This window comes from Chitinophaga hostae (assembly GCF_018224885.1).
Lineage (GTDB): Bacteria > Bacteroidota > Bacteroidia > Chitinophagales > Chitinophagaceae > Chitinophaga > Chitinophaga hostae.
Genome location: NZ_JAGTXB010000004.1, coordinates 417,691 through 444,513, shown reverse-complemented (window position 1 = coordinate 444,513; position 26,823 = coordinate 417,691). Strand labels below are relative to the sequence as shown.

Sequence of the window (26,823 nt, the reverse complement as noted above, 5' to 3'; positions counted from 1 at the left end):
GACAAGCGCTATCAAATTCTAGGTCGTCGGGAAAGGAATCTAAAGACATTGAACCCAACAGAATATACCCCTTTGTTTAAAGCGGGATGATATGCAGAAATGTTGGTATGAGTTGCGGTTTTTTCCAACTTCAGTTCAGCGTTAAATTGTTATAAATATTGTCTTTAGTTTAGAATATCCGCAAAGTTATAACAATATCTTTTTAAATAGTCGAATTTTTTTTCGCAGCCGAACAATTTTAACAAAGGCTGACATTGCGTTGCCCGGGATCGGGCCAGTGAGGTCCGGAAGAAGGATTATATATTACAAATATTTACATTGATTATAAAAAGGTTAGCGGAGATGAAGGCCGTCAGATGGACACTTATCTCCGCTGATTTTATCATTATATGGTATGGCTATCGGGCAATTACGCCCAGATCCGCAATACCGGCCCGGGTGTCATTTTCATTTGCCGGCGCAACCGCTACAAAACGGAAATAACGCGCCTCCGTAGGTTTAAACGGAACAGATTGCTTAATAGGATTGTTTTTGATATTGGCAAACTGACCTTTTGCTACAGGAGTTCCCCAATGCTGACCATCTGTACTGGTATAAAATTCATAGCCATATACTACGCCTGTAGCGCTTTCGCCTGCCGGGGGCGTATAGGTAAATCCTTTGAGTGTCAGGGCTTTACCCATATCCACCTGTAACTCATGCGGGTATTTGGTGGCAGGTTTGTCGGCGGTAACGTACACCGTCCTCTTGTCGTCGTCCAGCAACTTGTTCACCGGGTGATCCGCCGGAACAGCTTCTCCGTCAACAGCTACCACTTTCCAGCCGCTCGGCGCAACGCCAAGATTTCTTGTAACGGTTTCGCTACTGCTGCCATCTTTCAGGAAGGCTTTGGCTTTCACCACACCGCCAAGTGGCAGCTCTATCACGGTAGCATCTGCCGGCGGCGCATAAACGCCTTTACTATGGTCGCCGTGCTGAGTGGTTTCCTTTATGATCACCTTGTTATACCTGGGCGATTGCCTGGTAGGCTCGGTACCGTCCAATGTATAATGCACTTCAGGGTCGGCGGATGCACATGCCAGGAATACCCTGCCATTAACTGCCCACTGAATTTCGGGGGCAGCCATTACTCCGGGCGCCTTGTACAGCTGTACTTCGCTGATCACCGGCGCAGCCTTAGCATCCAGTATGTTGATACGTACCTGCGTAGTGGTATAATCCGGTAAACGCAATATACGCTTGTGTCCTATCGTAGTTTCATTGGCGATCTCCTTCATCTGCCCTTTCTCCAGGATCTCTACAGAGAAATTCTTCACCCGCTGCCCCAGCGCAATGTATTCCTGCAATACCACCCGGTTAAAGGTAACCGGCTTTTTATACGTCAGCGTGATCACGGAATTGTTTGCTGCATCAGAGGCGGCCCAATAGGTAGTATTGGTACCATCATTCAGATGAGCAACTTTTACCGCGGTATTATTTGTACGTGTATTCGTTGCCGTTACTACCGCTTTTTTTGCCAGGTTATTTTTGAACGAAGCATCCAGCACTTTCCGCAGCTCCATCAGGCGGGTGGAGTCGTTTGGATGGATCACGCCGTCGCGGTCTACCGGCACGTTCAGGATCAGGTTACCATTGCGACCTACAGAACCATAATAAATATCGAGCAGGTTGGAAACTGATTTCACTTTATCATCGGTATCCGGGCTGTAGAACCATCCCGGGCGGATAGATACATCACACTCGGCAGGAATCCATTGTTCGCCATCCTCATTACCTTCATTGAGTGACTTGGCCGGAGGGCCGCCGGCGCCTGGAGAAAAACCCTTTACATTCAACGTACTCCAGTTGGTTGTACCGGCAATCCCATTTTCATTTCCTACCCAGCGGCAGCCAGGACCTACGTCGCTGAAAATAACCGCATTGGGCTGATGTTTATATACAACGCTGTGGAACAGGTTCCAGTCGTATGGCTGCTTGATATTACCGCCATTGGCGCCATCAAACCATTGCTCAAATACAGGTCCGTAATTCGATAATACTTCCGTGAGTGTATTGGCAAACACCTGGTTGTAAGTGGCCGTACCATATTCAGGATGATTGCGGTCCCACGGCGAAAGGTATACTCCGAACTTCAACCCATACTCCTTACAGGCAGTGGATAATTCCTTCAGGATATCACCTTTCCCATCTTTCCATGCGCTTTCCCGCACGGTATGGGTACTGTATTTACTGGGCCACAAACAAAATCCGTCGTGGTGTTTGGCGGTGAGCACAATTCCTTTCATCCCGGCCAGCTTGGCGGTACGGGCCCATTGACGGGCATCCACATGTGTAGGATTAAATACTTTCGGGTCCTCGTCTCCATGCCCCCACTCCTTATTGGTAAAGGTGTTGGGACCAAAATGGATAAACATATAATATTCAAGATCATTCCAGGCCACCTGTGCTTTTGAAGGAAGGGCGCCATAAGGCTTGATCTCCTGGGCCATTGCCATATGAAAGCCTAGCAGCCCTGCGAGGAGTAACGTGTTTTTCTTCAAGAATTACGAATTAAGAATTACGAATTACGGATCAGAGCGAAGATAGAGCAGTTGGTTAAAAAGATTCAATCCCAAATTCTCCATTGCTAATTAAATATTCACCAAATATTGCCTCGTAATTCGTAATTTTTAATTCGTAATGGCTGATCTTCTCCGCCGTTTATCACAAAAATGTAAGATTATTCCACTTTAGATTGGATTTGATAAAGCAATTTTTATAAATTTAGTCCCTCCTTACCGTATAAATGTATACGCTAATAAACTTTGAACAATGAACAAACAACCACTGCATCGCAGAAGTTTTCTGAAAAACACGGTAGCGGCTGGCGTAGGAATTTCTATGCTCGGCTCTTCTGCCAAACTATTTGCTAACGAGAAGAAACCTAAAGTTAGAATTGGTGTTATCGGCGTAGGTGCCCGCGGTTTGGGTCACCTGAACTTTTTCCTTCACCGGGAAGATGCGGAAGTAATTGCTTTCGCTGATCCTGATACCGCGTTTACCGTTCCTAAGGCGAAAGCCATGATTGAGAAAGCATACGGCGGCAAGAAAAAGGTAGCAGAGTACACCAATGGTCCGGAAGATTTCCACAACCTGCTGAAACGTGACGATATTGACGCGGTAGTAATTGCTACACCCTGGGAATGGCATACTATCATGGCCGTTGCTGCGATGAAAGCAGGTAAAACACCGGCAGTGGAAGTATGTGGTGCGTCCGATATCCAGGAGTGCTGGGAGCTGGTAAACACCAGCGAACAAACCGGTATCCCGGTATTTGGTATGGAAAACGTGTGCTACCGCAGGGATGTAATGGCCGTGCTGAACATGGTTCGCCAGGGCTTATTCGGCGAGCTGACCCACCTGCAGGGTGGCTACCAGCACGATCTGCGCGGCGTTAAATTCAACAACGGCAAGCAATATTATGGTGGTGGCGTGGAATTTGGCGAGAAAGGTTTATCCGAAGCCAAATGGAGAACTGCACACTCTGTTCACCGCAACGCCGATCTGTACCCTTCCCATGGTTTGGGTCCGATCAACAATATGATCAACATCAACCGCGGTAACCGTTTGCTGTCGCTGACTTCAGTGGCTACCAAATCCCGCGGTCTGCACAAATATATCGTTGACAATGGTGGTGAAAGTCACCCAAATGCCAAAGTGGAATTCAAACTGGGTGATATCGTTTCTACCCTGATCAGAACCAACAACGGCGAAACTATCATGCTTTCCCACGATACCAACTCCCCACGCCCTTACTCACTGAATTTCCGCGTTCAGGGTACCAACGGCCTGTGGATGGATGACCAGAAATCTATTTACGTAGAAAAGAAAAGTAAGTTTGATGAATGGGAGCCAACCGGCGATCCTAAAGATGCCGGCAGCTACTTCGGTAAATACGATCACCCGCTGTGGAAAAAATATGCAAACGATGCAGCTGGAGCCGGTCATGGTGGCATGGACTGGTTTGTACTCAACTCCTTCCTGGAATGTGTCAAACGCAATGCCCCATATCCATTGGATGTATATGACATGGCTACCTGGTATGCCATCACCCCGCTGAGCGAGCAGTCAGTAGCAGAAAGCGGCAGCGTACAATTCATTCCTGACTTCACCCGTGGTCGCTGGATGAACAGAACGCCGATCTTTGCGCTCGACGAGCAGTACTGATCCAGCTTTTAGCCTTTAGCTGCTAGCTTTTAGTGAAATGCAGCGAACCAGCTTTTAGCTTTTAGCTGTTAGCTTTTAGTGAAATGCAGCGAACCAGCTTTTAGCTTTTAGCTGTTAGCTTTTAGTGAAATGCAGCGGAGATAATAGCTTATAACGAAATGCAGCGGAGACAAAAGCGGAGGAAGTAAATACTTTCCGCTGATGTCTCCGCTGCTTTTTTTATTTCCGCTGCATTTCACTAAAAGCTAACAGCTAAAAGCTAAAAGCTGGTTCGCTGCATTTCACTAAAAGCTAGCAGCTAAAAGCTAATGGCTAACTGCTACCGGTTGCACCCTAACCCCGTCTTCAATAGTCGTTACATACACTTCGGGGGTTTTACCATATTGATCCTGGTAGCGGGATTGTATATAAGCTACGTAGTCCTGCACCTTATCTGCTTTTACCAGGTTGATGGTGCAACCGCCAAAACCTCCGCCCATAACACGGGCGCCGGCTACCTCTTCCCGGTCACGGGCCAGGGATACCAGGAAGTCGAGCTCCGGACAACTTACTTCATAAAGCTTGCTCAAACCTTCATGTGTGGCATACATGAGCGCTCCGAACTCCTGCAGGTTACCCTCTTTCAAGAGAACGGTGGCATCCTGCACACGCTTTATTTCTGCGATCACATAGTTACAGCGGTCATATACTTTAGCGGGAAGCTGTGAACGTACTTCATTGAGCATATCCATACTGGCGTCGCGCAATGATTTTACAGCCGGATGATTGGCCTGTATGGCTTTCACGCCTTCTTCGCATTGCTGCCGGCGTACATTGTACTCGGAAGACGCCAGTGAGTGATGTACCATAGAGTTACACAGCACCACTTTATAATCAGGGAAGCTGAACGGGAAATATTCAAATTCCAGGCTGCGGCAATCCAGGAGCATTACCTGGTCCTTTTTGCCATGGAGATTGGCGAATTGGTCCATGATACCGCATTTAACCCCCGGAAATGTATGTTCTGCCTTCTGACCGATCAATGCCATCTCCATCCGGTTCAGGCCATAACTGAAAAGATGATCCAGTGCTGCCACCAGGCCGCCTTCCACAGCAGCAGAAGACGACATACCTGCCCCTACCGGGATATCGCCTGCTATTACGCAGTCAAAACCCGCTACCGGCAAACCACGCTCCTGCAGCTGGTTGATCACGCCCAACAGGTAGTTGATCCATCCTGGCGTAGGTTTCACCTCGCTCAACGAAAAGGAAACGGTTTCGTTAGTAAATACGGCATGTACATTACATACCGGTGTATTGTTCAGCGCTACGGCATATACGATCTTTTTATCGATAGCGGCAGGCAATACAAAACCATCATTATAATCTGTATGTTCACCAATAAGATTGATTCTTCCTGGGGAAACGACCATCAGTGGCTCTTTCTCAAATAAGTGGATAAACTGCTCCCTGGTTTTTTGTATCATTAAAAGAAGATTAAACGTAAAATTTACACCTAAAAATATAAAAATGATTGAGAAATAAAAAAAGGTTGCCCTGAAAATTCAGGACAACCTTTTTTTTTGATATATACCGGGAATTATTTCTTTCCGATCTTGTCTCCCACCAATGCATAAAACAGGATATACAGGTAGCAGGGCACCATACAGTACAGGAATGCGTGTCTGAAATCGATGCTGCTGCTGTAAAGGAAATTGAACATGCTGTGTTCGTTAAACATACCAGCATATACCTGCGGCAGTACGCCACCGCCTACAATACCCATCACCAGCAAAGCGGAACCGATCTTGGTAAAGCGACCCAGGCCGTCAATTGCCATGGGGAAAATGGCCGGCCACATCAGCGCATTTGCCAATCCCAGTAAAGCGATAAAGGTTACCGCAGAAGCGCCGGTGTTAAAATAGGCGGCTACGGTAAATAACACCCCCAGCACCGCTGAAATCTGCAGACCTTTTTTTCCGCTGAGGTATTTCGGAATAGTAGCGATACCTATTACATATCCTACCAGCATGGCTACCAGGGTAAAAGAGGTAAAATATTTGGAGTCATCCACACTCATGCCCAGTGAAGTACCGTATTGTCCGATCACATCCCCTGCCATCACTTCCACACCAACATACATAAAAATACAAACTACGCCCAGCACCAACTGCGGGAACTGGAATACGCTTGTTTTACCATGGGTAGCGGCTGCAGTAGAAGCATCTTCCGCGTTAGTATCTATTTCGGGTAAAGAAGAACGTTTCAGCAGGAATGCCAGGATAGTTAATACAATGGCAATTACCAGGTAAGGACCGATTACGCGGGAGGCCAGGCTGTCCAGCAAAGCATTCTTCTGGGTAGCATCCACTGCAGCTGCAATATCTGCCTCCAGCTTTTCCGCACCTTTCAGTACAATAGAGCTCAGGATCAACGGCGCAAGGGCTCCGGCGCTTTTGTTACAGATCCCCAGGATACTGATACGCTTGGCAGCACTTTCTTTAGGACCAATAATACTCGCATAGGGATTGGACGCTGTTTGCAGCAATGCCAGTCCGGCCCCCTGTACAAACAAGCCTGTCAGGAATACGCCAAAGCTGCGTGCGTTGGCCGCAGGAATAAAGATCAGTGAACCAATAGCGATGATCAGGAGTCCTAAGGCCATCCCATTTTTGAATCCCGTTTTATTCAGGATAAAGGAAGAAGGAATAGACAGGAAGAAATAGGCCATAAAAAAGGCCATGGTTACCAGCAGTGCCTGTGCCACATTCAGCTCACACACAATTCTGAAAAACTGGATCAAGGTACCATTGAGCCAGGTAACAAAGCCGAATACGAAGAACAACATGCCTATAATGGCCATTGACTGTGCGTATCCCGCCTGCTTAGAGGGAACATTCATTGTTACTGTTTGGTTGGACATAAGCTGTCAGAATTATTTTTTTTGATAAGCACGAACATAATTAAACTTCTCCTATATTTCGTGTATATTTCGCAAATATTTTTGCTAAAACGTTTTATCTATTTACTAAATTGCAAGAATAATTTTACTTTTTAAAAAAATTTAAAAAATTATTTATACATTTATCCGGCAAAATTTCACTGTAACTTAACACGTTTATGACTCAGCAATCAAAACAAAGCGCACAAAGTACCCATCCTTCGTTCTTTGTGCTTATTCTGGTTTTCTTTTTCTGGGGATTTCTGGCTGCGTCCAACAGTATCTTTATCCCTTTTTGCAAATCTCACTTTAACCTTACCCAGCTGGAGTCTCAGTTAATTGACTTCTCCTTCTACAGCGCCTATTTCATAGGTTCACTGATCCTGTACCTGGCATCTACTGCGAGGAAAGTAGATATACTTAACAAGATCGGGTATAAGAAAGGTATTATTTACGGTTTGCTGATTTCTGTACTGGGTTCTGTGATTATGATTCCATGCGTGAATAAAGAGAAAATTGTTCCTATTAAAGAAACGATGGCTGATATCAGCAGTTTCCAGGTAGAACAACAGTTGCAGACCTCCGACAGGCAGGTAAAGATCCGCCGCGAGAAAGATCATGACACTTATGCGCTTTTAATCAACAACAATGAAGCTGCAGAGAAGTATACCACCAATCCTCAACTGGTAGCCGCGGTTTCCGGAGGCTTTACAAAAGATGATGAGCATCATCAGTATGCTGCCACCTTTACAAAAGCGAACCTGGAACAGGTTGTAACAGTGCTGGACACAGACTTTAAACAAACGGTTACATTCGGTTATTTTGCACTGATCCTGATGGCTTTATTTATTGTAGCCTTAGGATTTTCCCTGCAGCAAACTGCTGCCAACCCATTTGCCATTTTACTGGGCGACCCTGCCAAAGGTGCTCACCGTTTAAACCTGGCAGGCGGTATCAACTCCTTCGGTACTACGATCGGTCCCATTATCGTGAGCATGTTGCTGTTCGGTAATATCAAAGGAGGCGACGTAAGCACTGACATCAGTAAGATCAATACTTTATATTTCCTTCTCATAGCACTGTTCCTGATCGCCGCGGCTATTTTTGCTTTTGTAAAAATGCCGGAAAGCCAGGACACAGAAGCGTTCGAATCTTCTCCCAAAGCAACCAGGTCCCTGCTGGGTATCACTTTCATGTTCATCCTCATCCTGATGGGGCTGGTGCTGAAATTTGAACTGCCGATGTTTATTGCTGGTATCGTAGGTATTGTAGGTATTCTCTTCTACTCTAAAATAGTATCTGCAGGCAACAGTGAAGGTTGGGGAGCGATGAGATATCCGCAGCTGATTCTCGGTATGCTGGCTATTTTCATCTATGTAGGGGTGGAAGTATCCGTAGCCAGTAACCTCGGTGCATTGCTGAAACATCCTGGTTTCCTGACCGCAAAAGGACTGGCAGAATCAGAACTGGATCCTTATGTATCCCTGTTCTGGGGCAGTATGATGATTGGCCGCTGGACAGGCGCCATCAGCGTATTCAATGTATCTAAATCCGTTCGTAACATCCTGTGTGTGGTAGTTCCTTTCATCGCTTATGGCGTTATTCTCGGCGCCAACAGCATCAAGGGTAACGATATCACCGTGTTATATCCATATACCATCTGTATAGTGGTGCAGATCATAGGCTTCTTTGCCGGACAGGACAAACCCGCCAAAACCCTGATGGTCTTCGGTCTGCTGGGCGTAGGCTCTATCCTGATCGGATTATTCACCACTGGCCAGCTGGCTACCTTCGCATTCATCAGTGGCGGATTATTCTGCTCTGTAATGTGGCCAAGCATTTTCGCATTGTCTATTGCAGGTCTGGGCAAATATACCGGCCAGGGTTCTGCATTCCTGATAATGATGATCCTCGGCGGATCCCTCATACCTCCTGTTCAGGGCGGTTTGGCAGATATTCCAAGCATTGGCATTCACGCCTCTTATGTTATTCCGGCGTTATGCTTTGCTTATCTCGCGTTCTTCGCATTTAGAGTTAAAACCATTTTAAAATCTCAAGGAATTGATTATGAGTCAGCAGTTAGCGGTGGGCATTGATATTGGAGGCACAAACACCAAATTCGGAATTGTAGATCGCAGAGGTAATATTTTATGTGATGGTCGTATGTTGACCAATCAGCATGAGGATGTAACTGGCTTTCTCGAAGAATTACACGGACACCTGGCAGCGCTTATTGAGCAGGCAGGTGGTATAGAAAATATAAAAGGTATTGGCGTAGGCGCCCCCAACGGCAACTTCTACACCGGTAATATTGAATATGCACCTAACCTGCGCTGGAAAGGAGTAGTACCCCTGGCCAGCCTGCTGGAGCAGAAATTTGGTTTGCCTACCGTGCTGACCAATGATGCCAATGCTGCCGCACTGGGAGAACTGATTTACGGCGCAGCCCGGGGCATGAAGGACTTTATTGTGATCACCCTGGGAACAGGTGTGGGCAGCGGTATTGTTGCCAATGGCCAGCTGATCTATGGTCACGATGGTTTTGCGGGTGAGCTTGGCCACTGTATCGTAATCCCGGAAGGACGCTATCATCCCGGCACCGGCGCACACGGTTCGCTGGAAGCCTACGCTTCGGCTACCGGTGTTACAAACACGGCAATAGAATTCCTGGCCACCCGCCCGGATACTGCCAGCCTGATGCGAGAACATACCAAAGAAGAAATCAATTCCAAACTCATCTACGAAGCCGCCATGGAAGGCGATCCGCTGGCTATGGAAGTATATGAGTTCACCGGTAAAATACTCGGTGCCGCCCTCGCCAATTTCGTGATGTTCTCCAGCCCGGAAGCCATTGTGCTGTTCGGCGGTTTAACAAAAGCCGGAGACCTGATCATGAAACCGGTACGGGAGCATATGGAAAAGAACCTGCTTCCCATATTCCAGAATAAAGTTAAATTGCTGTTCTCGGAACTCAAGGAAAGTGATGCGGCCATACTGGGCGCCAGCGCATTGGCCTGGGAGATGAAAGATTAGCATAAGGCTGAAAGCGTAAAGCCTAAAGCATCGCGAAGATAACAGCAAAAAACAATGTTATACTTCCTGCTTTTTACTTTCTGCTTTTTGCTCCAATAAAAAACCTCTTATATGAGTAATAGAAGATCATTCCTGAAAACAGCGGCCCTTAGCGCCGCTGTTTTCTCTTTGGACGGAGTAACGGGAACGGCTGCACGTTCCCAGGGTAAACGTGGTCCTGTAAAAGGAAAACCCATTGTCGTATCTACCTGGGACTTTGGCCGTGCGGCCAATGCTGCAGCCTGGGAAATACTGAAAAAAGGCGGTCGCGCGCTGGATGCAGTAGAAGCAGGTGTAAGAGTACCGGAAGCAGATCCCAACAACCACACCGTAGGTTATTCCGGCTATCCCGACCGCGATGGCCGTGTTACCCTCGATGCCTGCATCATGGATGAACATGGCAACTGCGGCTCTGTAGGCGCACTCGAACATGTAACCCATGCTATATCCGTAGCCCGCCTGGTAATGGAACGCACCCCGCATGTGATGCTGGTGGGCGACGGCGCACTCCAGTTTGCACTGGCAAACGGTTTCCAGAAAGAAAACCTGCTGACACCGGAATCAGAAAAAGCATGGAAAGAATGGCTGAAAACATCGGAATACAAACCGGTCATCAACATTGAAAATAAATCATACACCCCCACCAATGGCGCTACTGCATTTAATCCGCTGATGCTGCCGGGTAATGTGTATAACCACGATACCATTGGCATGGTAGCTATGGATGCCGAAGGAAACCTCTCCGGCGCCTGCACCACCAGCGGTATGGCGTTTAAATTACACGGCCGCCTGGGAGATTCTCCCATCATCGGCGCCGGTTTATATGTGGACAACGAAGCCGGTGCTGCCACCAGTACCGGTGTTGGCGAAGAAGTGATTAAAATAGTAGGCAGCCACCTGGTAGTGGAACTGATGCGGCAGGGATATCCGCCGGAAAAAGCCTGCAAGGAAGCGGTAGACCGCATCGTGAAGAGAAGCCCTTCCAAAGCAAAAGAAATCCAGGTGGGTTTCCTTGCCCTCAACAAAAAAGGAGAGCATGGCGCATACTGCCTGCAGAAAGGATTCAGTTATGCCGTTTGCACCAGCGATACCAGCAACGTGTTAATAGATGGAAAACACCACTTTTAGCGGTTAGCTGTTAGCCGTTAGCTTTTAGTAAATGCAGCGAAGATAGTGATATCTCCATTAGTTTCGTTTACTAAAAGCTAATAGTGAACCGCGAACACTAAAAGCTAATTACTAAAAGTTAAAAGCTATTTGCTCATGCCCTTCACCCTCGAAATATGTGCTGCATCCGTAGCATCATGTATAGCTGCCGAACAAGGCGGCGCCAACAGGATAGAGCTATGCGACAACCTGCTGGAAGGCGGTACCACACCAAGTTACGCTACTATTGCGCTTGCCCGGGAAAAAGTAAAAATAGACCTCTACCCTATTATACGGCCGCGGGGCGGCGACTTCCTATACTCCGACCTGGAGTTTGAAGTAATGAAAAAAGATATTGAGCTGTGCAAACAATTGGGCTGCAACGGCGTAGTGATCGGCATCCTTACCGCCGACGGCCGTGTGGATAAAGAGCGCTGTAAAATACTCACCTCACTGGCCTGGCCAATGGGCGTTACTTTTCACCGTGCCTTTGATATGACAGATAATCCTTTTGAAGCGCTGGAAGATATTATTGCCATCGGCTGTGAACGTATCCTTACCTCCGGCGCCCGTAACACCGCCCTGGAAGGAGCCTCGCTGCTAAAAGACCTGGTGGAGAGGGCCAATGACAGGATTGCAATTATGGCCGGATCAGGGGTACGCGCCGCCAATATTGCGCAGCTGATAAAAACAACCGGTGTAACAGAATACCATACCTCCGCCAAAGCTTACGAAGAAAGTAAAATGGTTTATCGCAATCCCAATGTGAGTATGGGCGGCATTCCAGGCGTTCCTGAATATGGTATCTCTGCCACACAGAAAAAAGAAGTCGAATTAATCCGTGAAATTGGCGAAAAAACATTACTATCTTAGCCTGACATTTAAGCATTAGCTTTTAGCGCTTAGCTATCTCTATGCGATATCCATTATAATTTAAAATCCGCTGGCTAATAGCTAGCAGCTAATAGCTGGCTCAGTGAACATCGAAATGAAAAAATTGATCATTGCAACAGGCTTGTTGCTTGGCGGAATCTTCGCGCAGGCACAGGTCAAAGGGGTAAAGCACGTTATCCTGATAGGCATGGATGGCTTCGGCGCATACTGTTTCCCGAAAGTGGATAACCCTAACATGAAACAAATGATGCAGGACGGCGCATGGACCTTACAGGCCCGCAGCGTATTGCCCTCTTCCAGTGCGGTTAACTGGGCCTCCATGGTGATGGGTGCAGGCCCCGAAATACACGGATACACGGAGTGGGATAGCAAGAAACCGGAACTGCCCTCCCGCGAACTCGACCAATATGGCATGTTCCCTTCCATCTATACCCTGCTCCGTGAACAAAAACCAACCGCCGAAATAGGCGTGATCTATAGCTGGGACGGTATCGGTTACCTGTTCCCAAAAGCTGCAGTCAATAAAGAGCTGGCCTGCCATGATAATGACAGTCTCGCTACCGCCGCTTCGGTGAACTATATCAAAGAAAAAAAACCGGACTTCCTGTTCATCCATTTCGATGAACCTGATGGAACGGGGCATAATATCGGTCATAATATCCAGCCATACTTTGACCAGGTGCATAAGAATGATGTGTTGCTGGGAAAAATATTACAGGCAGTAAAAGATGCCGGCATGTGGGATAATACTATTATACTGCTCACCGCAGACCACGGCGGTATTAAGAAAGGCCACGGCGGCAAAACCATGGAAGAAATGCAGATTCCATGGATCATCCGCGGCCCGGGTATTGCAAAAAACAGGGAAATCAAAAGCAGCGTAATGACCTATGACACCGCTGCTACCCTGGCATGGATCTTCGGTTTGAAAACACCGCAGGTCTGGATCGGAAGGGCTGTGAAAGAGGCATTCATTAAATAATGATACTATGAAAAAAATGCTGCTAGTTACCGTTGTATGTTTTACAGGCCTGACACTTTTTGCACAAACACAAAAAGTAAAAATTCTGACGTATAACATCCATCACGGGGAAAACATGAAACAGGTAATGGACCTCCAGGGAATCGCCAATGTAATACTGGCCACCAACCCCGACCTGGTAGCGTTGCAGGAGGTAGACAGTGCCACTTCCCGCACCAGCCAGTCAGATCAGTTAAAAGAACTGGCGTCTATTACCGGCATGTATACCTACTTCGTAAAAGCCATGGATTTCGACGGCGGCGGTTATGGTACCGGCATTCTTTCCCGGTATCCGATCAATGATGGTATCACTTTTCCGTTACCTTCCACCAAAGGAAATGAACCAAGAGCAGCAGGTATTGTGACGGTAAAACTTCCGGGAGACAGCACCCTCCGCTTTGTGACAACACACCTCGATGCCGGCAAACATGCCACCGACCGCATCGCACAAGCCAACGCACTCGCTGATTACTTCAGGGAAACAGCCACACCGGTGATCATGGCGGGCGACTTCAACGCGCTGCCGGCCACCAGGGAAATCACCGCCCTGAAACAGGTATTCACCGATGCTACGAGCCAGATGGGCCCTACCTTCCCGTCTGATTCTCCCAAAATAAAAATCGACTACATTATGGTGGCGCCCAAACACAAATGGACCGTTACCGGCGCCCGTATCATTGAAGAAACGGTCGCATCGGACCATCGTCCCGTATTATGCGAACTGGAAATGAAATAAACGCTTAGCCGTTACAATAACTAACAGCTAACTGCTAAAAGCCAATAGCTAAAAAAACAATCCGTTATATGACAATGAAAAACGTAGTTCCCCTGTGCTTACTGGCAGTAGCGGCAGGATTGTGGAGTTGCTCCGGCACTCAGCAAACATCCGCACCCAAAGGCAAGGTGAGCATCATTCCCATGCCGGCAAGCATCAGCGAAAAAGCAGATTCTTTTTTGCTGGATAAGCAAACAGTCATCGTTGCCACCAACGAAAGTGATAAGAAAACAGCCGCATTATTCAATGCCTGGCTCAAAGAACTAACCGGCTACGAACTGTCAATAGCAGACAAAGGCGATAAAAACGCCATCATCCTTCATACCGGCAACGACACCACTAACGCAGAAGGCTATACGTTAACTGTTGACCACAATGGTGTAACCATTAATGGTAACAGCAGCAGTGGCACCTTTTATGGCGTTCAGTCGCTGATACAATTGCTGCCGGTGGAAAAAGCACGCGCCATGTTTATACCCGGCGTAAGCATCACCGATGCGCCCCGCTTTGCTTACCGCGGACTGCACCTCGATGTAAGCCGTCACTTCTTTTCCGTTGATTTTGTAAAGAAGTATATCGACCTGCTGGCAATGCACAAAATGAATACCTTTCACTGGCATCTTACAGATGATCAGGGCTGGCGTATTGAAATAAAAAAATATCCCCGCCTCCAGGAAGTGTCTTCCAAAAGAAAAGAAACCATGGCTGGGCGGTATGCCGATAATAAATATGATGGAAAACCTTACGGTGGCTATTATACACAGCAACAGGTAAAAGAAGTAGTGCAGTATGCAGCCGACCACTTCGTAACGGTGATTCCTGAAATTGAAATGCCAGGGCATGCGCTCGCAGCACTCGCCGCTTTCCCTAACCTTGGCTGCACCGGTGGGCCATACGAAGTAGGTACCCACTGGGGTGTATACGACGACGTATTCTGCGCAGGTAACGACAGCGTATTCCTTTTCCTGCAGAATGTGCTGGATGAAGTAATCCCGCTGTTTCCCAGCAAATATATCCACATTGGCGGCGATGAATGCCCGAAAGTACGCTGGGAAAAATGCCCCAAATGCCAGGCCCGCATGAAACAGGAAGGCCTGAAAGATGAACATGCATTGCAAAGCTATTTCATCCAGCGCATGGAAAAATACCTGAACAGCAAAGGCAAACAGATCATTGGCTGGGATGAAATCCTGGAAGGCGGTTTGGCTCCCAACGCTACAGTAATGAGCTGGAGAGGTATAGAAGGCGGTATTACCGCAGCGCAGCAAAAGCATGATGTGATCATGACACCGGGCGAATTCTGCTACTTTGATCACTACCAGTCCAAAGGACCTAACGAACCACTGGCAATCGGCGGATTTCTGCCGGTAAACAAAGTATATTCCTACGAGCCCGTGCCAACAGAGCTGAACAGCGATGAAGCAAAATACATCAAAGGCGCACAGGCAAACCTCTGGTCAGAATATATCAATAACAACGACTACATGGAATATATGGTATATCCGCGTGCATCTGCATTATCGGAAGTATTGTGGTCGCCAAAAGATAAGCGTAATTACGACAACTTTATCGACAGGCTGAAAGTACATGTAAAGCGCCTGGAACTGAAAAAAGTAAATTATGCTAAACATGTGTTTGAAGTAACCGGTAAAGTAACTGATAACGGCAAAGGCGGGGAACAGGTAGTACTGGACAGTAAACTGGATGGCGGTAAAATATTTTTTACCACAGATAGTACCGCACCTACCCCTCAGGCGACTCCTTATACCCAACCGGTACAGGTAAGCCAGTCAGGCACCATCCGCGCACAGGTATTCCTGGATGGAAAACCTTTTGGCAACGAGTTTAGCCAAACGTTTCTCTATCACAAGGGAATTGGCAAGAAAGTGACCCTGGCAACGGCAGCTGATAAAAGCCATAGCCCTGCCAGTACACTGACACTGGTAAACGGTATAGAAGGCAATGCCGCCTATAACGATAACGAGTGGTTTGGTTTTAAAGGCGGTAACATGGAAGCAATCGTGGAACTCGACAGTATCCAGGATATCCACCAGGTGGGCATCAATACTATCAACGTTAAGGGCGACTGGATCTACCCACCCAAACAAGTGGTGTTTTCTGTATCTGAAGACGGCAAAACCTATAAGGAAGTTTATAAACAAACCGCCTTTGCGCAAGAAGGTATCAATAAAGTGCGCGGCAAGCTGCAACAGGTACGTGGCCGCTTTGTAAAAGTGCAGATGCAGAACTTTGGTAAGATCCCTGCCGGTGCAGCAGGAGCAGGCAACCCCGCATGGTTGTTTGCTGATGAGTTCATAATCGAATAAAAACAGTAAAACCGTCCGTGCAATTGCGCGAACGGTTTTCATTTATGACTCCTACACCAAAATATGTGATACGGCCTTCAACCGCTGTGTGCTAAACATATTAACGAGATCAAATATTAAATGGTTCAATACAAGCTAAAGAAATATAATTTAAATATTGCTAAATAATAATGCGCATTAGCAGTAAATTCTTTAATTTTCCGGCTCGTTTTTAAACCGCATCTAATCAAAAACGTTTACAAATGACGATTAATCATCAGGAAATCGAACTGATCGACAGCTTTGAACAAATTGCTGTGGAAATTCATCCTTCTGCCAAAGAGGGTTCCAAAGCAGTGGCGCAGGAAATTGCCGCGTTAATACGCGAAAAAGAGGCTGCCGGTCAAAAATGTATCTTAGGCCTGGCAACCGGATCCACTCCTAAGTATCTCTATGCAGAACTGGTACGTTTGCACAAGGAAGAAGGGTTGAGCTTCAAAAATGTAATTACATTTAACCTGGACGAATACTATCCTATAGAATCAGATGCCTTGCAGAGCTATAACCGCTTTATGAAAGAGCACCTGTTCAATCACATCGATATACCGGAAGGACAATACTTCATTCCGGATGGCACGATTCCTAAAGATCAGATCAAAAAATATTGCGAAGATTACGATAAACGCATCGAAACCTTAGGTGGTATTGATATCCAGGTACTGGGTATCGGTAACAACGGCCATATTGGTTTCAACGAACCTGGCGCCAATATAAACTCCCACACCCGTCTCGTTACACTGGATAACAGCACCCGTTTGGCTAACGCCTACGAGTTTCCTAACATGAGCCAGGTGCCTCGTTTGGCGATCACCATGGGGCTCAGCACCATTTTCAAGGCGAAACGTATTTTGCTGATGGCATGGGGTTCCCACAAAGCCAAAATTGTACGCCGCTCTGTAGAAGGCCAGAGTACCGACCAGGTGCCTGCCTCCCTGCTGCAACAGCACCCAAGCTGCAAATTCATCATTGATGAACAGGCAGCCGCTGATCTCACCCGTTTCAACGAACCATGGCTTACCGGCGATTGCGAATGGACACCGGGTCTGATCCGCAAAGCAGTAACCAGCCTGGCGCTGAAACTGAATAAGCCCATTCTGATGCTCACCGACAAGGACTACAACGAAAACGGTTTGAACGACCTGATCGTACAGTATGGTTCCGCCTATGAGCTCAATATCGAAGAATTCAACAGCATCCGCGATACCATTACCGGCTGGCCTGGTGGCAAGCCTGGTCCCCAGATGCCGCATCATCCGGAACGTTCAGAGCCTGCTAAAAAGCGAGTACTCATCTTCTCCCCGCATCCTGACGACGACATCATCTCCATGGGAGGTACCTTCATCCGCCTGCACGAACAGGGGCATGATGTACATGTAGCCTACCAAACTTCCGGCAACATCGCCGTAACAGACGAATTCCTCCTGCGCTTTATCGACTTCGCAGTAGGATTCGAAGGAATGTTCGACATCGATAAAAGCAAAAGCTCTATGATCCTCGATGAAGCCAAAGCATTCATCAGTACCAAGAAGCCAAGCCAGAAAGATACACCGGAGATCCGTGCCATTAAAGGCCTGATCCGCCGTTGCGAAGCCAAAGCTACCTGCCGTTATGTAGGTATTGCGGAAGAAAACGCGCATTTCATGAACCTGCCTTTCTATGAAACCGGTCTGGTGGAAAAGAAACCAATGGGTCCGGAAGATGTGGCATTGACCGTAGAACTGCTCCGCAAACTGAAACCTCAGCAGATATTCTGCGCCGGTGACCTCGCCGATCCGCATGGTACACATAAGGTGTGCCTGGATGTGATCTTCGCTGCACTGGAAATCGTGAAAACAGAAGACTGGGCAAAAGATTGCTGGGTATGGCTGTATAAAGGCGCATGGCAGGAGTGGGACATTCACGAAATTGAAATGGCAGTGCCAATGAGTCCTGACCAGATCATGCAGAAACGCCTCGGTATCTTCATCCACCAAAGTCAGAAAGACGTAGTGCCTTTCCAGGGTACCGATCTTCGTGAATTCTGGCAACGTGCGGAAGACCGTAACGCCAACACCGCCGACCTGTACGACCGCTTAGGTTTACAGAAATATGCGGCGATGGAAGCGTTTGTACGTTATCACTTCATGTAACTATGATACTAATGATTTTTATGATTATCCTGATTGCCAGAGATGTCAGATGAGATACCATCTTATAAATTTTGATATCTTCGGTCATCAGGATAATCACAAAAATCACATTAATCATAGTCATGAATCTGAGCAGAGCCATAGAAATTGCGACCGCAGCCCATAAAGACCAGGTCGACAAATACGGACAGCCCTATATAGGACATGTTTTCCGGGTAATGCAGATGGGCCGCACCGAAGAAGAGAAAATTGTAGGCGTGCTGCATGATGTGGTAGAAGATACTGACTGGACCTTTGAAGCATTGGAAAAAGAAGGTTTGCCATCCCACCTGCTGGCCGCCCTGTATTGTGTTACAAAACTGGATCAAGACGAAGACTATCAGCACTTCGTGGAACGCACCCTTCAGAACCGCCTGGCCTGTATTGTAAAACTTAACGATCTGACCGATAATATGGACATCAGGCGCATGACCAACGTTCAGGAAAAAGATATTGCCCGCCTTAACAAGTACCTGTACGCCTACCGTAGAATAGCAGCAGCCATTATCCAGTAGAACTTTTTTTCAACTCCTTCCGATTAAACTATTAAATTACAGCTGAAAAACAGAATAGCCATCAATGGAAAACGATATCCTCATTGACTTTAGGTTTGCTAAAGAGAAGCCAAGATTCGGTGAATTATTCTTAATTACGGGAGAAGAGCATCCTAAATTTCCGCCGCGGAACAAACTTTTTGCACAACTGGCGCCGTTAGGGTTTGAACAACTCGACGATTTTTTTGGTATCCTCAACAGTGAAGACACTGGCGATGATGTGCTGGTTTGGCTTTTTCCAATGCTCAATGGAGAAGAAGTATTTCATAACAGCGGACCATTTGATGCTATCAGGCTGTCTTACAGCGCACTCCGGAATGCGCCGGTAAACATTTCCCTCCTGCAGGACTGCTTTAATACCATCAAAGGCATGCCGGATGTGGAAATCACCTTTGAAGGCAGCAACATCAGCGACTTTACACCCGTACAACAGAAAGCCGATGAAATAGTGGCCTACTGGCGGGAAAACAATATAGAACCAGGCTCCGAACAAAGCCTGCTCGTTGAAGAAGAAGAGGATGACTGGGACGACGGGGAAGAAGACTGGGAAGATAATGACGAATGGGAGGAAAAATCCAACTGATCTTACTGTACCTGACCTAACCTGACTTACACCAACGGATTATGAAAAAACAAGCCAACAAAAAAGGCATTGCCGCGCTATTGCTGGTAGTCACTTTAATACTGGTATTGCTCGTTTCCGGTATTCCATCCACCCGAAAGGCCAACAAAAAAGATTGTATACCCAACCGGGGTATTGTTCAGCAAATAAAAAATGGCCCTCCCGGCATCATGATCCATCTGAAAGATGATCCGAAAATTTATTACATCTCCCGTAAAAACGGTGCAGGCATTACGCTGACCACACTCGAAAAACAATTGCGCGGTAAAACCGTACAACTATATACAGCCAGCGACTGGTCGCCACTGGATCCATTTTCCAGTATGAAACAGATCCATCGCCTTCAAATAGCCGACAGCGTTATATACGCCGAATTCTAGGCCCAATCTTTGCGCAGATGCAGCGTGGGTGGAAGCCGGAGTCTCTTCCATCCCCATAAAACAGTAATTTTACCATATGCATCTCAACAAACACTTGTCCTGCCTGGCATTGGCAGCATTACTCGTATCGTGCAATCTGAAAAACAAACCTGGCAAATACGATAACGAAGAGGGCATTGCAGCCGACAGCAACAGTAAAACCAACAAAAAAACAACCAATACGCCTAAAATAGCAGGCGCCATTGCTCCTATTATCAGTGAAAGAATCAGCGGCGGCGCTACCATTTTTATGAACCCCGGCAGCGAACCCCTAGCTTCCCTCCTCGATTATATCCCCCTGCGTTGCGCCCCTGTAAAAAAGGACTGGTACCCCGTCAGCGTGGATTTTGATATCACAAAGGAAGAATTCAGCAAACCGCTTTTTCATAAAGGCCGCAAAATAAAAGTGAATGGCGTGGCGGCAGGCACACTCCAGCGCGATATTAAACTGCCCGTTTCCACCAACGGGGAAAAAATGTGGGCTACCATTAACGGCTATACGGAGAAGAAAAATATCCGTAATGGCACTATCATAGAAACAGCCCTCAGTAGCTTCCTGAAACAACATGCCGGCCGCAGCACCGACGATATGCAGCCGTTTATACGCAACTTTAAACTGGAAGAGGAAACCACCCTGAAACCTTATATCCTGTACTTCAACTATGAAAGCGGTATCGACGATCCCAGCCCCCTCTACCGGCTGGCGCTCGTTTTCCAGGGCAAACAACTGATAGGCGTACTCCACTCCCGCCCATTACAACTCGATGGCAGCAGTACCCGCCGCCTGCAACGCGGCTTTACCATCAGTTATCTCAATGGTATCGATAAAACACTGAAAGAAGATTTTGCCGTGAAGTTTAACAAGTTTATTGTTTCTGTTGATTAACAGGCCCTCACTCATTCCTGATAGCCATAACCTTTGGTTATCAACCATCACTTATCAACATTTGACTTCGGCCCTGCAGTAACGGACCTTTGTGTTTCATTACAAACGTTCCGTGTATGCAGCAAGAGAAAACAAGGCCGGTATGGTTACCCGACAACGCTTCTAAAATAATATTCCTCACGGCGGCAGCCATCACGCTGCTGCCGGTAGTGCAACCGCCGGTGGCGCTGCTACTGGGCTTTGCCCTGGCCCAAACTTCCGGTAACCCTTTTCAAACAGTTACCCCGCGCATTACCCACTGGCTACTGCAACTTTCCATCATAGGAATGGGGTTTGGCATGAACGTACACAGCGCCCTCAAAGCCGGCCGGGAAGGCTTTGTATTTACCATTGCCGCTATTACCGCCACCCTGCTCACCGGCGCCGTATTGGGCAAACTGCTCGGCGTTGATAAAAAAACTGCCCACCTCATTTCCTGTGGTACCGCCATTTGCGGCGGCAGCGCCATTGCCGCCATCGCCCCGGTGATGAAGGCCGGCGAAAAACAAATTTCCGTTGCCCTTGGCATCATCTTCCTGCTCAATGCCCTGGCCCTTTTCATATTCCCCGCAGCAGGCCACCTGCTGCACCTGTCACAACAACAATTCGGATTATGGAGCGCCATCGCTATTCATGACACCAGCTCAGTAATTGGCGCTGCCAACAAATACGGGGAAGAAGCCCTGCAAATAGCCACCACCGTGAAATTATCACGCGCACTCTGGATCATCCCTGTTGCATTTATTACCACCCTGTTGTTTAAAACAGATGCCGGTAAAATCAAAATACCCTGGTTCATCGCCATTTTTGTGGCCGCCATGCTACTCAATACCTGGGTACCCTTATTCCAACAAGCCGGTCCCCTCCTGGTAAAAAGCGCTAAAACCGGTTTATCCCTCACCCTCTTCCTGATAGGTACCAACCTCAGCAGGGAAGCGTTGCAGGGTATTGGCCGTAAACCCCTGCTGCAGGGAGTGCTGCTTTGGGTGCTGATCAGCACCGGCACACTGGTAGCTATCTGCGCACTGGTATAGCCTACCGGGGAAAATCCCGTGATAATCCAATTCTCATTTTTACATATATTTGATTACATGTTCCCGTGAGACACGACCAAAACAGCCAAGGGTAAATTTATCCAATCACCTGTATGACTACACGTAATTCATGAGCCGTTCACCCGCCAACAAATCGGGCACCTATATGGCTGCATTCCGTGCCATCGAAAGTACCAAACCGGAAAAAGAACGCCTGCTTCATGATCCGTTTGCGGCAGTATTTCTGTCCGGGTTCTACCAGTTTCTATTGGTTTGCTGTAGTTACCGCTTTATAAGAAATATCGTCACCAGCTGCATACAATTCCGCTGGCCCGGTACTTTCACGGCAGCCGTGGCCAGAACAAAACTTATCGATGATATGATCATCGACGCAGTCCGGTACGACGGCATCAACCAGGTTATTATTCTCAACGCCACCTATGATACAAGGGCCCATCGCCTCAATACCGGCTTACCACTGCATTATGTGGAAATGGATCACCCGGTATTACAACACCGCAAACGCAAATTGCTGGCCACCCTGGAAAACCAGCCCACCATCCCGGTTGACTACGTACAACTGGATATGAACACCCAGCAAATTTCAGATGTAATTCCCCGGCTATTTTATCGTCAGCATTACAAAACACTGTTTCTTTGGGAAGGCCTCACCTCCAATATGGAAGCTGAACAGGGTGAAACCATCTTTCACCATGTAAGAAAATTTAATCCCGGTACGCAGATCATATTTACCTATGTTGAAAAAGCAGCGCTGGAAAACCCTAAAGCATTTTATGGTTTTGAACGCATCGACCGCCTCCTGCGCCGTGCAGGTGAAAACTGGGACTTTGGTATGTGTCCTGCCGAATTACACGCCTACCTCGAAACACACAATATGAAAGTACGCTATGATGGCGGCGCCGCCGATTACCGCGCACAGTACTTCGGTGAAAAAAGCAGGCAGATGAAAGGCTATGAATATTTCAGAATAGCAAGAGCAGAAGTGAAATAGCAGGCGTATCTTCGGTGAATCATTTTTTACCGTTGCACATATGCATATTCACTACTTTCAACATGTCCCTTTTGAAGGATTAAGCTGCATTGAAGACTGGGCCAGCAAAGGAAACCATAAAGTAACGCATACCCGCTGGTATGAAAGTATAGACGCTGCCGCACTCGATGCTGCCGGATGGCTGATTATTATGGGAGGTCCAATGGCGGTGTACGAACAGGATCAGTATGCCTGGATGACCGCTGAAATAACCCTTATCCGCGAGGCGATTGCTCAAAATAAAAAAGTACTGGGCATATGTCTCGGTGCACAATTAATTGCCGCCGCACTGGATGCTAACGTATACCCACATACGCAAACAGAAATTGGCTGGTTTCCGCTGGACCTCAGCTTCCAGGAGCAGGCAGCACCCATGCAAAAGGTATTCCCGCAGCATTTCAGCACGTTTCACTTTCATGGCGATACCTTCGATGTGCCAGCCGGCGCCACCCGCTTTGCCGCCTCCGCAGCATGCAGCCACCAGGCATTCATCTACGGCGACCGTGTAATAGGGCTCCAGTTTCATATGGAGTTTACACCGGAAAGTTTAACGGATATACTCAACGCCTGCGCTACTTCCATTGATGCCGGCGGCCCCTTCATTCAAAGCAGGGAAAAAATACAGCAATACAATTCCCTGCTGAAACAAAATAACGACATCATGTATCGCCTGCTGGACTACCTGGCAGCGCTGTAAATAAAATCTGTTTGTATGAATGCTGCATTTGATGTATTGATTATAGGCGGGGGCCCCATTGGTCTCGCCTGCGCGCTGGAAGCCAGGAAAGCAGGACTTACCTATATTATCATAGAAAAGGGTTGCCTGGTAAATTCTCTCTACAACTACCCGTTGTACATGACCTTTTTTTCTACTTCTGAAAGACTGGAAATCGGGAATGTGCCATTCGTATCCATAAATCCCAAACCTACCAGGCCTGAAGCATTGGAATACTATCGCAGGGTGGCTACTTCCAATGGGATTAACATAAAACTGTTTGAAGAAGTGCAGCAGGTAACACCTAACGCCGGCGAATATACGATTACTACCAGCAAAGGCGCCTATCATGCCCGCAACGTAGTAATTGCCACGGGCTTTTACGATATTCCCAACCTGATGCAGATCCCCGGAGAAAACCTGCCAAAGGTTACCCACTATTATAAAGATCCGCACTTCTACGCCACCCAGGATGTGGTGGTCATCGGCGCGCATAACTCCGCCGTAGATGCCGCACTGGAAACCTATCGCAAAGGCGCCAGGGTAACCATGGTCATCAGGCAATCAGAAATAGGTTCACGCGTAAAATATTGGGTAAAACCAGATATCGAAAATCGCATTAAAGAAGGTTCTATCAAAGCATATTTCCATTCCTCCCTGCTGGCCGTCCGGGAGCGGGAAGTAGATATTTCCACACCAGACGGCAATATTACCATCCCCAACGATTTTGTCATTGCCATGACCGGCTATCAGCCCAATTTTGAGCTGTTGCAAAAAGCAGGTATCGAACTATCCAACGACGGCATCAAAATGCCCTCCTATAATCCATTAACTATGGAAACAAATATGCCGCACATATACCTGGCGGGCGTAGTTTGCGGAGGCATGAACACGCATGTGTGGTTTATTGAAAACTCCAGGGATCATGCGGAGAAAATTATGACACACGTAAAAGGTAATGCCTAGCGAATTTTGTCTTACCCAGGATTAAACTGATTATGATGATTTACAGGATTTTCTTCTTGTGATTATAATTTGATTTAAAAGATTTTGGGAGATATAAGCGAGTTATTTTTTTCGCTTATATCTCCCAAAATCTTTTAAAATCAAAAAGAAAAAATCCTGTAAATCATCATAATCAGTTTAATCCTGGGCAAGAAAAAAACGCGCACTTAAACGATATTCACCTCCCGCTCCAGCTCTACGCCAAATTTCTCTTTTACACTGGCCAGTACCTCGCCGGACAGGTCATAAATTTCGCTTCCCTTTGCGTGGCCGTAGTTCACCAGTACCAGCGCTTGTTTGGCGTGTACACCGGCATCGCCCTTGCGGTAGCCTTTCCAGCCGCATTGCTCTATGAGCCAGCCGGCTGCCAGCTTATAGTGATCGTTGGCCACAGGGTAAGCCACCAGTTGAGGAAAGGCCTCATGCAGGGCAGTATATTGTGCTTTATCGATAGTAGGATTTTTAAAGAAGCTGCCCGCATTACCAATTTGTGCAGGGTCGGGCAGTTTGGAAGAACGGATATTTATTACCGCCTGGCTGATAGCCTGTATGGAAAGTGTTGTTACGTTCATCCGTTGCAGTTCTTCATTGATGGCGCCATAACTGGTATTAAAATGCGGCTGTTTACTTAACCGGTAAGTAACGGCTAAGATGGCGAACTGCTGCCGGTATTCCTTTTTAAACACGCTTTCCCGGTAACCAAAGTGACAATCAGTATTACTGAATGTTACCATGGTTTTATCTTCCAGGTGAAGAGCCTCCAGTTCATAAAACACATCCTTTATTTCCACCCCATAAGCACCGATGTTCTGCATAGGGCTGGCGCCTACATTACCGGGTATCAGCGACAGGTTCTCCAGGCCGGCCAGGTTCAGGCCTATGCAATGCTGTACAAACCCATGCCAGTTCTCTCCTGCTCCTGCTTTCACATATACATAATCGTTATCTTCCTTAACAATAGTAATCCCTTTGATCTCATTTTTTAACAGCCATCCGTTGAAGTCCTGCGTAAACAGGATATTACTACCCCCTCCCAGTATCAATTGGGGCAGTTCGCTTTCCTGCCTGGCAGCAATGAGCTCCTGCAGTTCATTTACCGAGGAAAAAGCCGCGAAATAACGCGCAGTAGCTTCAATACCAAAAGTATTATATGATTTGAGCAGAACATTTTCTGATACCTGCATAATAACCTAAATTTATGGTCAGCAAAGATAACCGCAAATCATTTAGAAATTTCTACATCCCATAATCCATTTTCATGAATAAAACGGCGATTGTGATAGGAGCTACCGGACTAACGGGAACACATCTTGTGGCGGCACTGCTGAAGGACCCATACTTCAGTAAAGTGAAAGTGCTGGTGCGTAAACCGTGGGCACATGCCAGGCCCGGGCTGGAAAGCATTATTGTGGATTTCGATGACCGCGAAAGCCTGGCGGCCGCACTACAGGGTGATGTGCTGTTTTGCTGTATCGGCACCACCATCAGGAAGGCCGGCAGCCAGGAAAATTTCAGGGAGGTAGATTATGGTATCCCGGTTAAATGCGCGGAAATAGCCCATGAACAAGGCGTTGCCCAATTTGCCCTGATGTCGTCCATTGGCGCCGATCCTCATTCGCGCAACTTCTATTTGCGCACCAAGGGAGAAACGGAAGAAGCGGTGCAATCTAGTGGTTTCAGCGGCGTGTATATTTTCAGACCTTCGGTATTGATAGGACCCCGGAATGAATTCCGCCTGGGCGAGTGGCTTGGTAAATATCTTATCCAGCTTTTTTATTTTTTGTTACAGGGGAGATGGAAAAAATACAGGGCCATTAAAGCAGCAACCGTTGCCAATGCCATGATAGCAGCCACAAAGCACGCGGATACCGGTGTCAGCATTTTTGAATCCGATGCTATTCAAAGCATGGGAGCTTCATGAAATCCAGAA

At 47.3% G+C, this 26,823-nt stretch carries 21 protein-coding genes and 1 pseudogene; 18 read left to right on the top strand and 4 right to left on the bottom strand.

Annotated elements, in window-relative coordinates:
* Positions 1–398 precede the first annotated feature (398 nt).
* Positions 399–2,540 carry an alpha-L-fucosidase gene (locus tag KE626_RS11385; protein ID WP_249207406.1) on the bottom strand — a complete coding sequence of 714 codons (2,142 nt, stop codon included), beginning with the start codon at positions 2,538–2,540 and terminating at the stop codon, positions 399–401.
* A gap of 271 nt (positions 2,541–2,811) precedes the next feature.
* On the opposite strand from KE626_RS11385, the gene KE626_RS11380 reads away from it, so the two are divergent.
* The gene (locus tag KE626_RS11380) at positions 2,812–4,206 is read left to right on the top strand and encodes a Gfo/Idh/MocA family protein (RefSeq protein ID WP_211973016.1); all 1,395 of its coding nucleotides are present in this window, start codon (positions 2,812–2,814) and stop codon (positions 4,204–4,206) included.
* Positions 4,207–4,511: 305 nt separating this feature from the next.
* Here KE626_RS11380 and galK read toward each other — a convergent pair whose 3' ends face one another.
* Together galK and KE626_RS11370 are read right to left on the bottom strand one after the other, a co-directional pair.
* Positions 4,512–5,672: a galactokinase gene (galK, locus tag KE626_RS11375; RefSeq protein ID WP_211973015.1), complete on the bottom strand. Its 1,161-nt coding sequence runs from the start codon at positions 5,670–5,672 to the stop codon at positions 4,512–4,514.
* A gap of 113 nt (positions 5,673–5,785) precedes the next feature.
* Positions 5,786–7,108, bottom strand: a complete 1,323-nt coding sequence (locus KE626_RS11370; protein WP_211973014.1) for a sugar MFS transporter — start codon at positions 7,106–7,108, stop codon at positions 5,786–5,788.
* A 197-nt stretch (positions 7,109–7,305) separates the two neighbouring features.
* Between KE626_RS11370 and KE626_RS11365 the strand changes: the two genes are divergently transcribed.
* From KE626_RS11365 to KE626_RS11290, 16 genes and pseudogenes are all read left to right on the top strand, one after another.
* Positions 7,306–9,222 carry an MFS transporter gene (locus KE626_RS11365; protein ID WP_211973013.1) on the top strand — a complete coding sequence of 639 codons (1,917 nt, stop codon included), beginning with the start codon at positions 7,306–7,308 and terminating at the stop codon, positions 9,220–9,222.
* Positions 9,194–10,159: an ROK family protein gene (locus tag KE626_RS11360; protein WP_211973012.1), complete on the top strand. Its 966-nt coding sequence runs from the start codon at positions 9,194–9,196 to the stop codon at positions 10,157–10,159. Before KE626_RS11365 ends, KE626_RS11360 begins: the two co-directional genes overlap by 29 nt.
* Before the next feature lie 111 nt (positions 10,160–10,270).
* Positions 10,271–11,326 (top strand): glycosylasparaginase, encoded by a 1,056-nt coding sequence (locus KE626_RS11355; protein ID WP_211973011.1) that lies wholly within the window; start codon positions 10,271–10,273, stop codon positions 11,324–11,326.
* Positions 11,327–11,461: 135 nt separating this feature from the next.
* The gene (locus KE626_RS11350; RefSeq protein ID WP_211973010.1) at positions 11,462–12,217 is read left to right on the top strand and encodes a copper homeostasis protein CutC; all 756 of its coding nucleotides are present in this window, start codon (positions 11,462–11,464) and stop codon (positions 12,215–12,217) included.
* Between the two features lie 115 nt (positions 12,218–12,332).
* The gene (locus tag KE626_RS11345) at positions 12,333–13,220 is read left to right on the top strand and encodes an alkaline phosphatase family protein (protein WP_211973009.1); all 888 of its coding nucleotides are present in this window, start codon (positions 12,333–12,335) and stop codon (positions 13,218–13,220) included.
* A gap of 7 nt (positions 13,221–13,227) precedes the next feature.
* Positions 13,228–13,995 carry an endonuclease/exonuclease/phosphatase family protein gene (locus tag KE626_RS11340; RefSeq protein ID WP_211973008.1) on the top strand — a complete coding sequence of 256 codons (768 nt, stop codon included), beginning with the start codon at positions 13,228–13,230 and terminating at the stop codon, positions 13,993–13,995.
* Between the two features lie 68 nt (positions 13,996–14,063).
* A complete protein-coding gene (locus tag KE626_RS11335; protein WP_211973007.1) occupies positions 14,064–16,361 on the top strand; it encodes a beta-N-acetylhexosaminidase in 2,298 nt (765 codons plus the stop codon).
* 236 nt (positions 16,362–16,597) lie between these two features.
* Positions 16,598–18,529 (top strand): annotated as a pseudogene (gene nagB, locus KE626_RS11330) (glucosamine-6-phosphate deaminase); the annotation flags it as partial.
* A 122-nt stretch (positions 18,530–18,651) separates the two neighbouring features.
* Positions 18,652–19,083 (top strand): phosphohydrolase, encoded by a 432-nt coding sequence (locus tag KE626_RS11325; RefSeq protein WP_211973005.1) that lies wholly within the window; start codon positions 18,652–18,654, stop codon positions 19,081–19,083.
* 64 nt (positions 19,084–19,147) lie between these two features.
* Positions 19,148–19,705 carry a hypothetical protein gene (locus tag KE626_RS11320; protein ID WP_211973004.1) on the top strand — a complete coding sequence of 186 codons (558 nt, stop codon included), beginning with the start codon at positions 19,148–19,150 and terminating at the stop codon, positions 19,703–19,705.
* Between the two features lie 41 nt (positions 19,706–19,746).
* The gene (locus tag KE626_RS11315) at positions 19,747–20,124 is read left to right on the top strand and encodes a hypothetical protein (RefSeq protein ID WP_211973003.1); all 378 of its coding nucleotides are present in this window, start codon (positions 19,747–19,749) and stop codon (positions 20,122–20,124) included.
* 76 nt (positions 20,125–20,200) lie between these two features.
* Positions 20,201–21,049: a hypothetical protein gene (locus KE626_RS11310; protein WP_211973002.1), complete on the top strand. Its 849-nt coding sequence runs from the start codon at positions 20,201–20,203 to the stop codon at positions 21,047–21,049.
* Between the two features lie 116 nt (positions 21,050–21,165).
* Positions 21,166–22,122, top strand: coding sequence for a YeiH family protein (locus KE626_RS11305; RefSeq protein ID WP_211973001.1), 957 nt, complete (start codon positions 21,166–21,168; stop codon positions 22,120–22,122).
* A gap of 130 nt (positions 22,123–22,252) precedes the next feature.
* The gene (locus KE626_RS11300) at positions 22,253–23,134 is read left to right on the top strand and encodes a class I SAM-dependent methyltransferase (RefSeq protein WP_211973000.1); all 882 of its coding nucleotides are present in this window, start codon (positions 22,253–22,255) and stop codon (positions 23,132–23,134) included.
* Positions 23,135–23,174: 40 nt separating this feature from the next.
* Entirely contained in the window at positions 23,175–23,870 is a 696-nt protein-coding gene (locus KE626_RS11295) for a type 1 glutamine amidotransferase (protein WP_211972999.1), read from the top strand.
* A 15-nt stretch (positions 23,871–23,885) separates the two neighbouring features.
* Positions 23,886–24,854, top strand: a complete 969-nt coding sequence (locus KE626_RS11290; RefSeq protein ID WP_211972998.1) for a YpdA family putative bacillithiol disulfide reductase — start codon at positions 23,886–23,888, stop codon at positions 24,852–24,854.
* A 206-nt stretch (positions 24,855–25,060) separates the two neighbouring features.
* Here KE626_RS11290 and murB read toward each other — a convergent pair whose 3' ends face one another.
* Entirely contained in the window at positions 25,061–26,077 is a 1,017-nt protein-coding gene (gene murB / locus KE626_RS11285) for a UDP-N-acetylmuramate dehydrogenase (protein WP_211972997.1), read from the bottom strand.
* A gap of 74 nt (positions 26,078–26,151) precedes the next feature.
* Here murB and KE626_RS11280 point away from each other — a divergent pair, with 74 nt between their 5' ends.
* Positions 26,152–26,814 carry an oxidoreductase gene (locus KE626_RS11280; protein ID WP_211972996.1) on the top strand — a complete coding sequence of 221 codons (663 nt, stop codon included), beginning with the start codon at positions 26,152–26,154 and terminating at the stop codon, positions 26,812–26,814.
* The last annotated feature ends 9 nt before the right edge of the window (positions 26,815–26,823 follow it).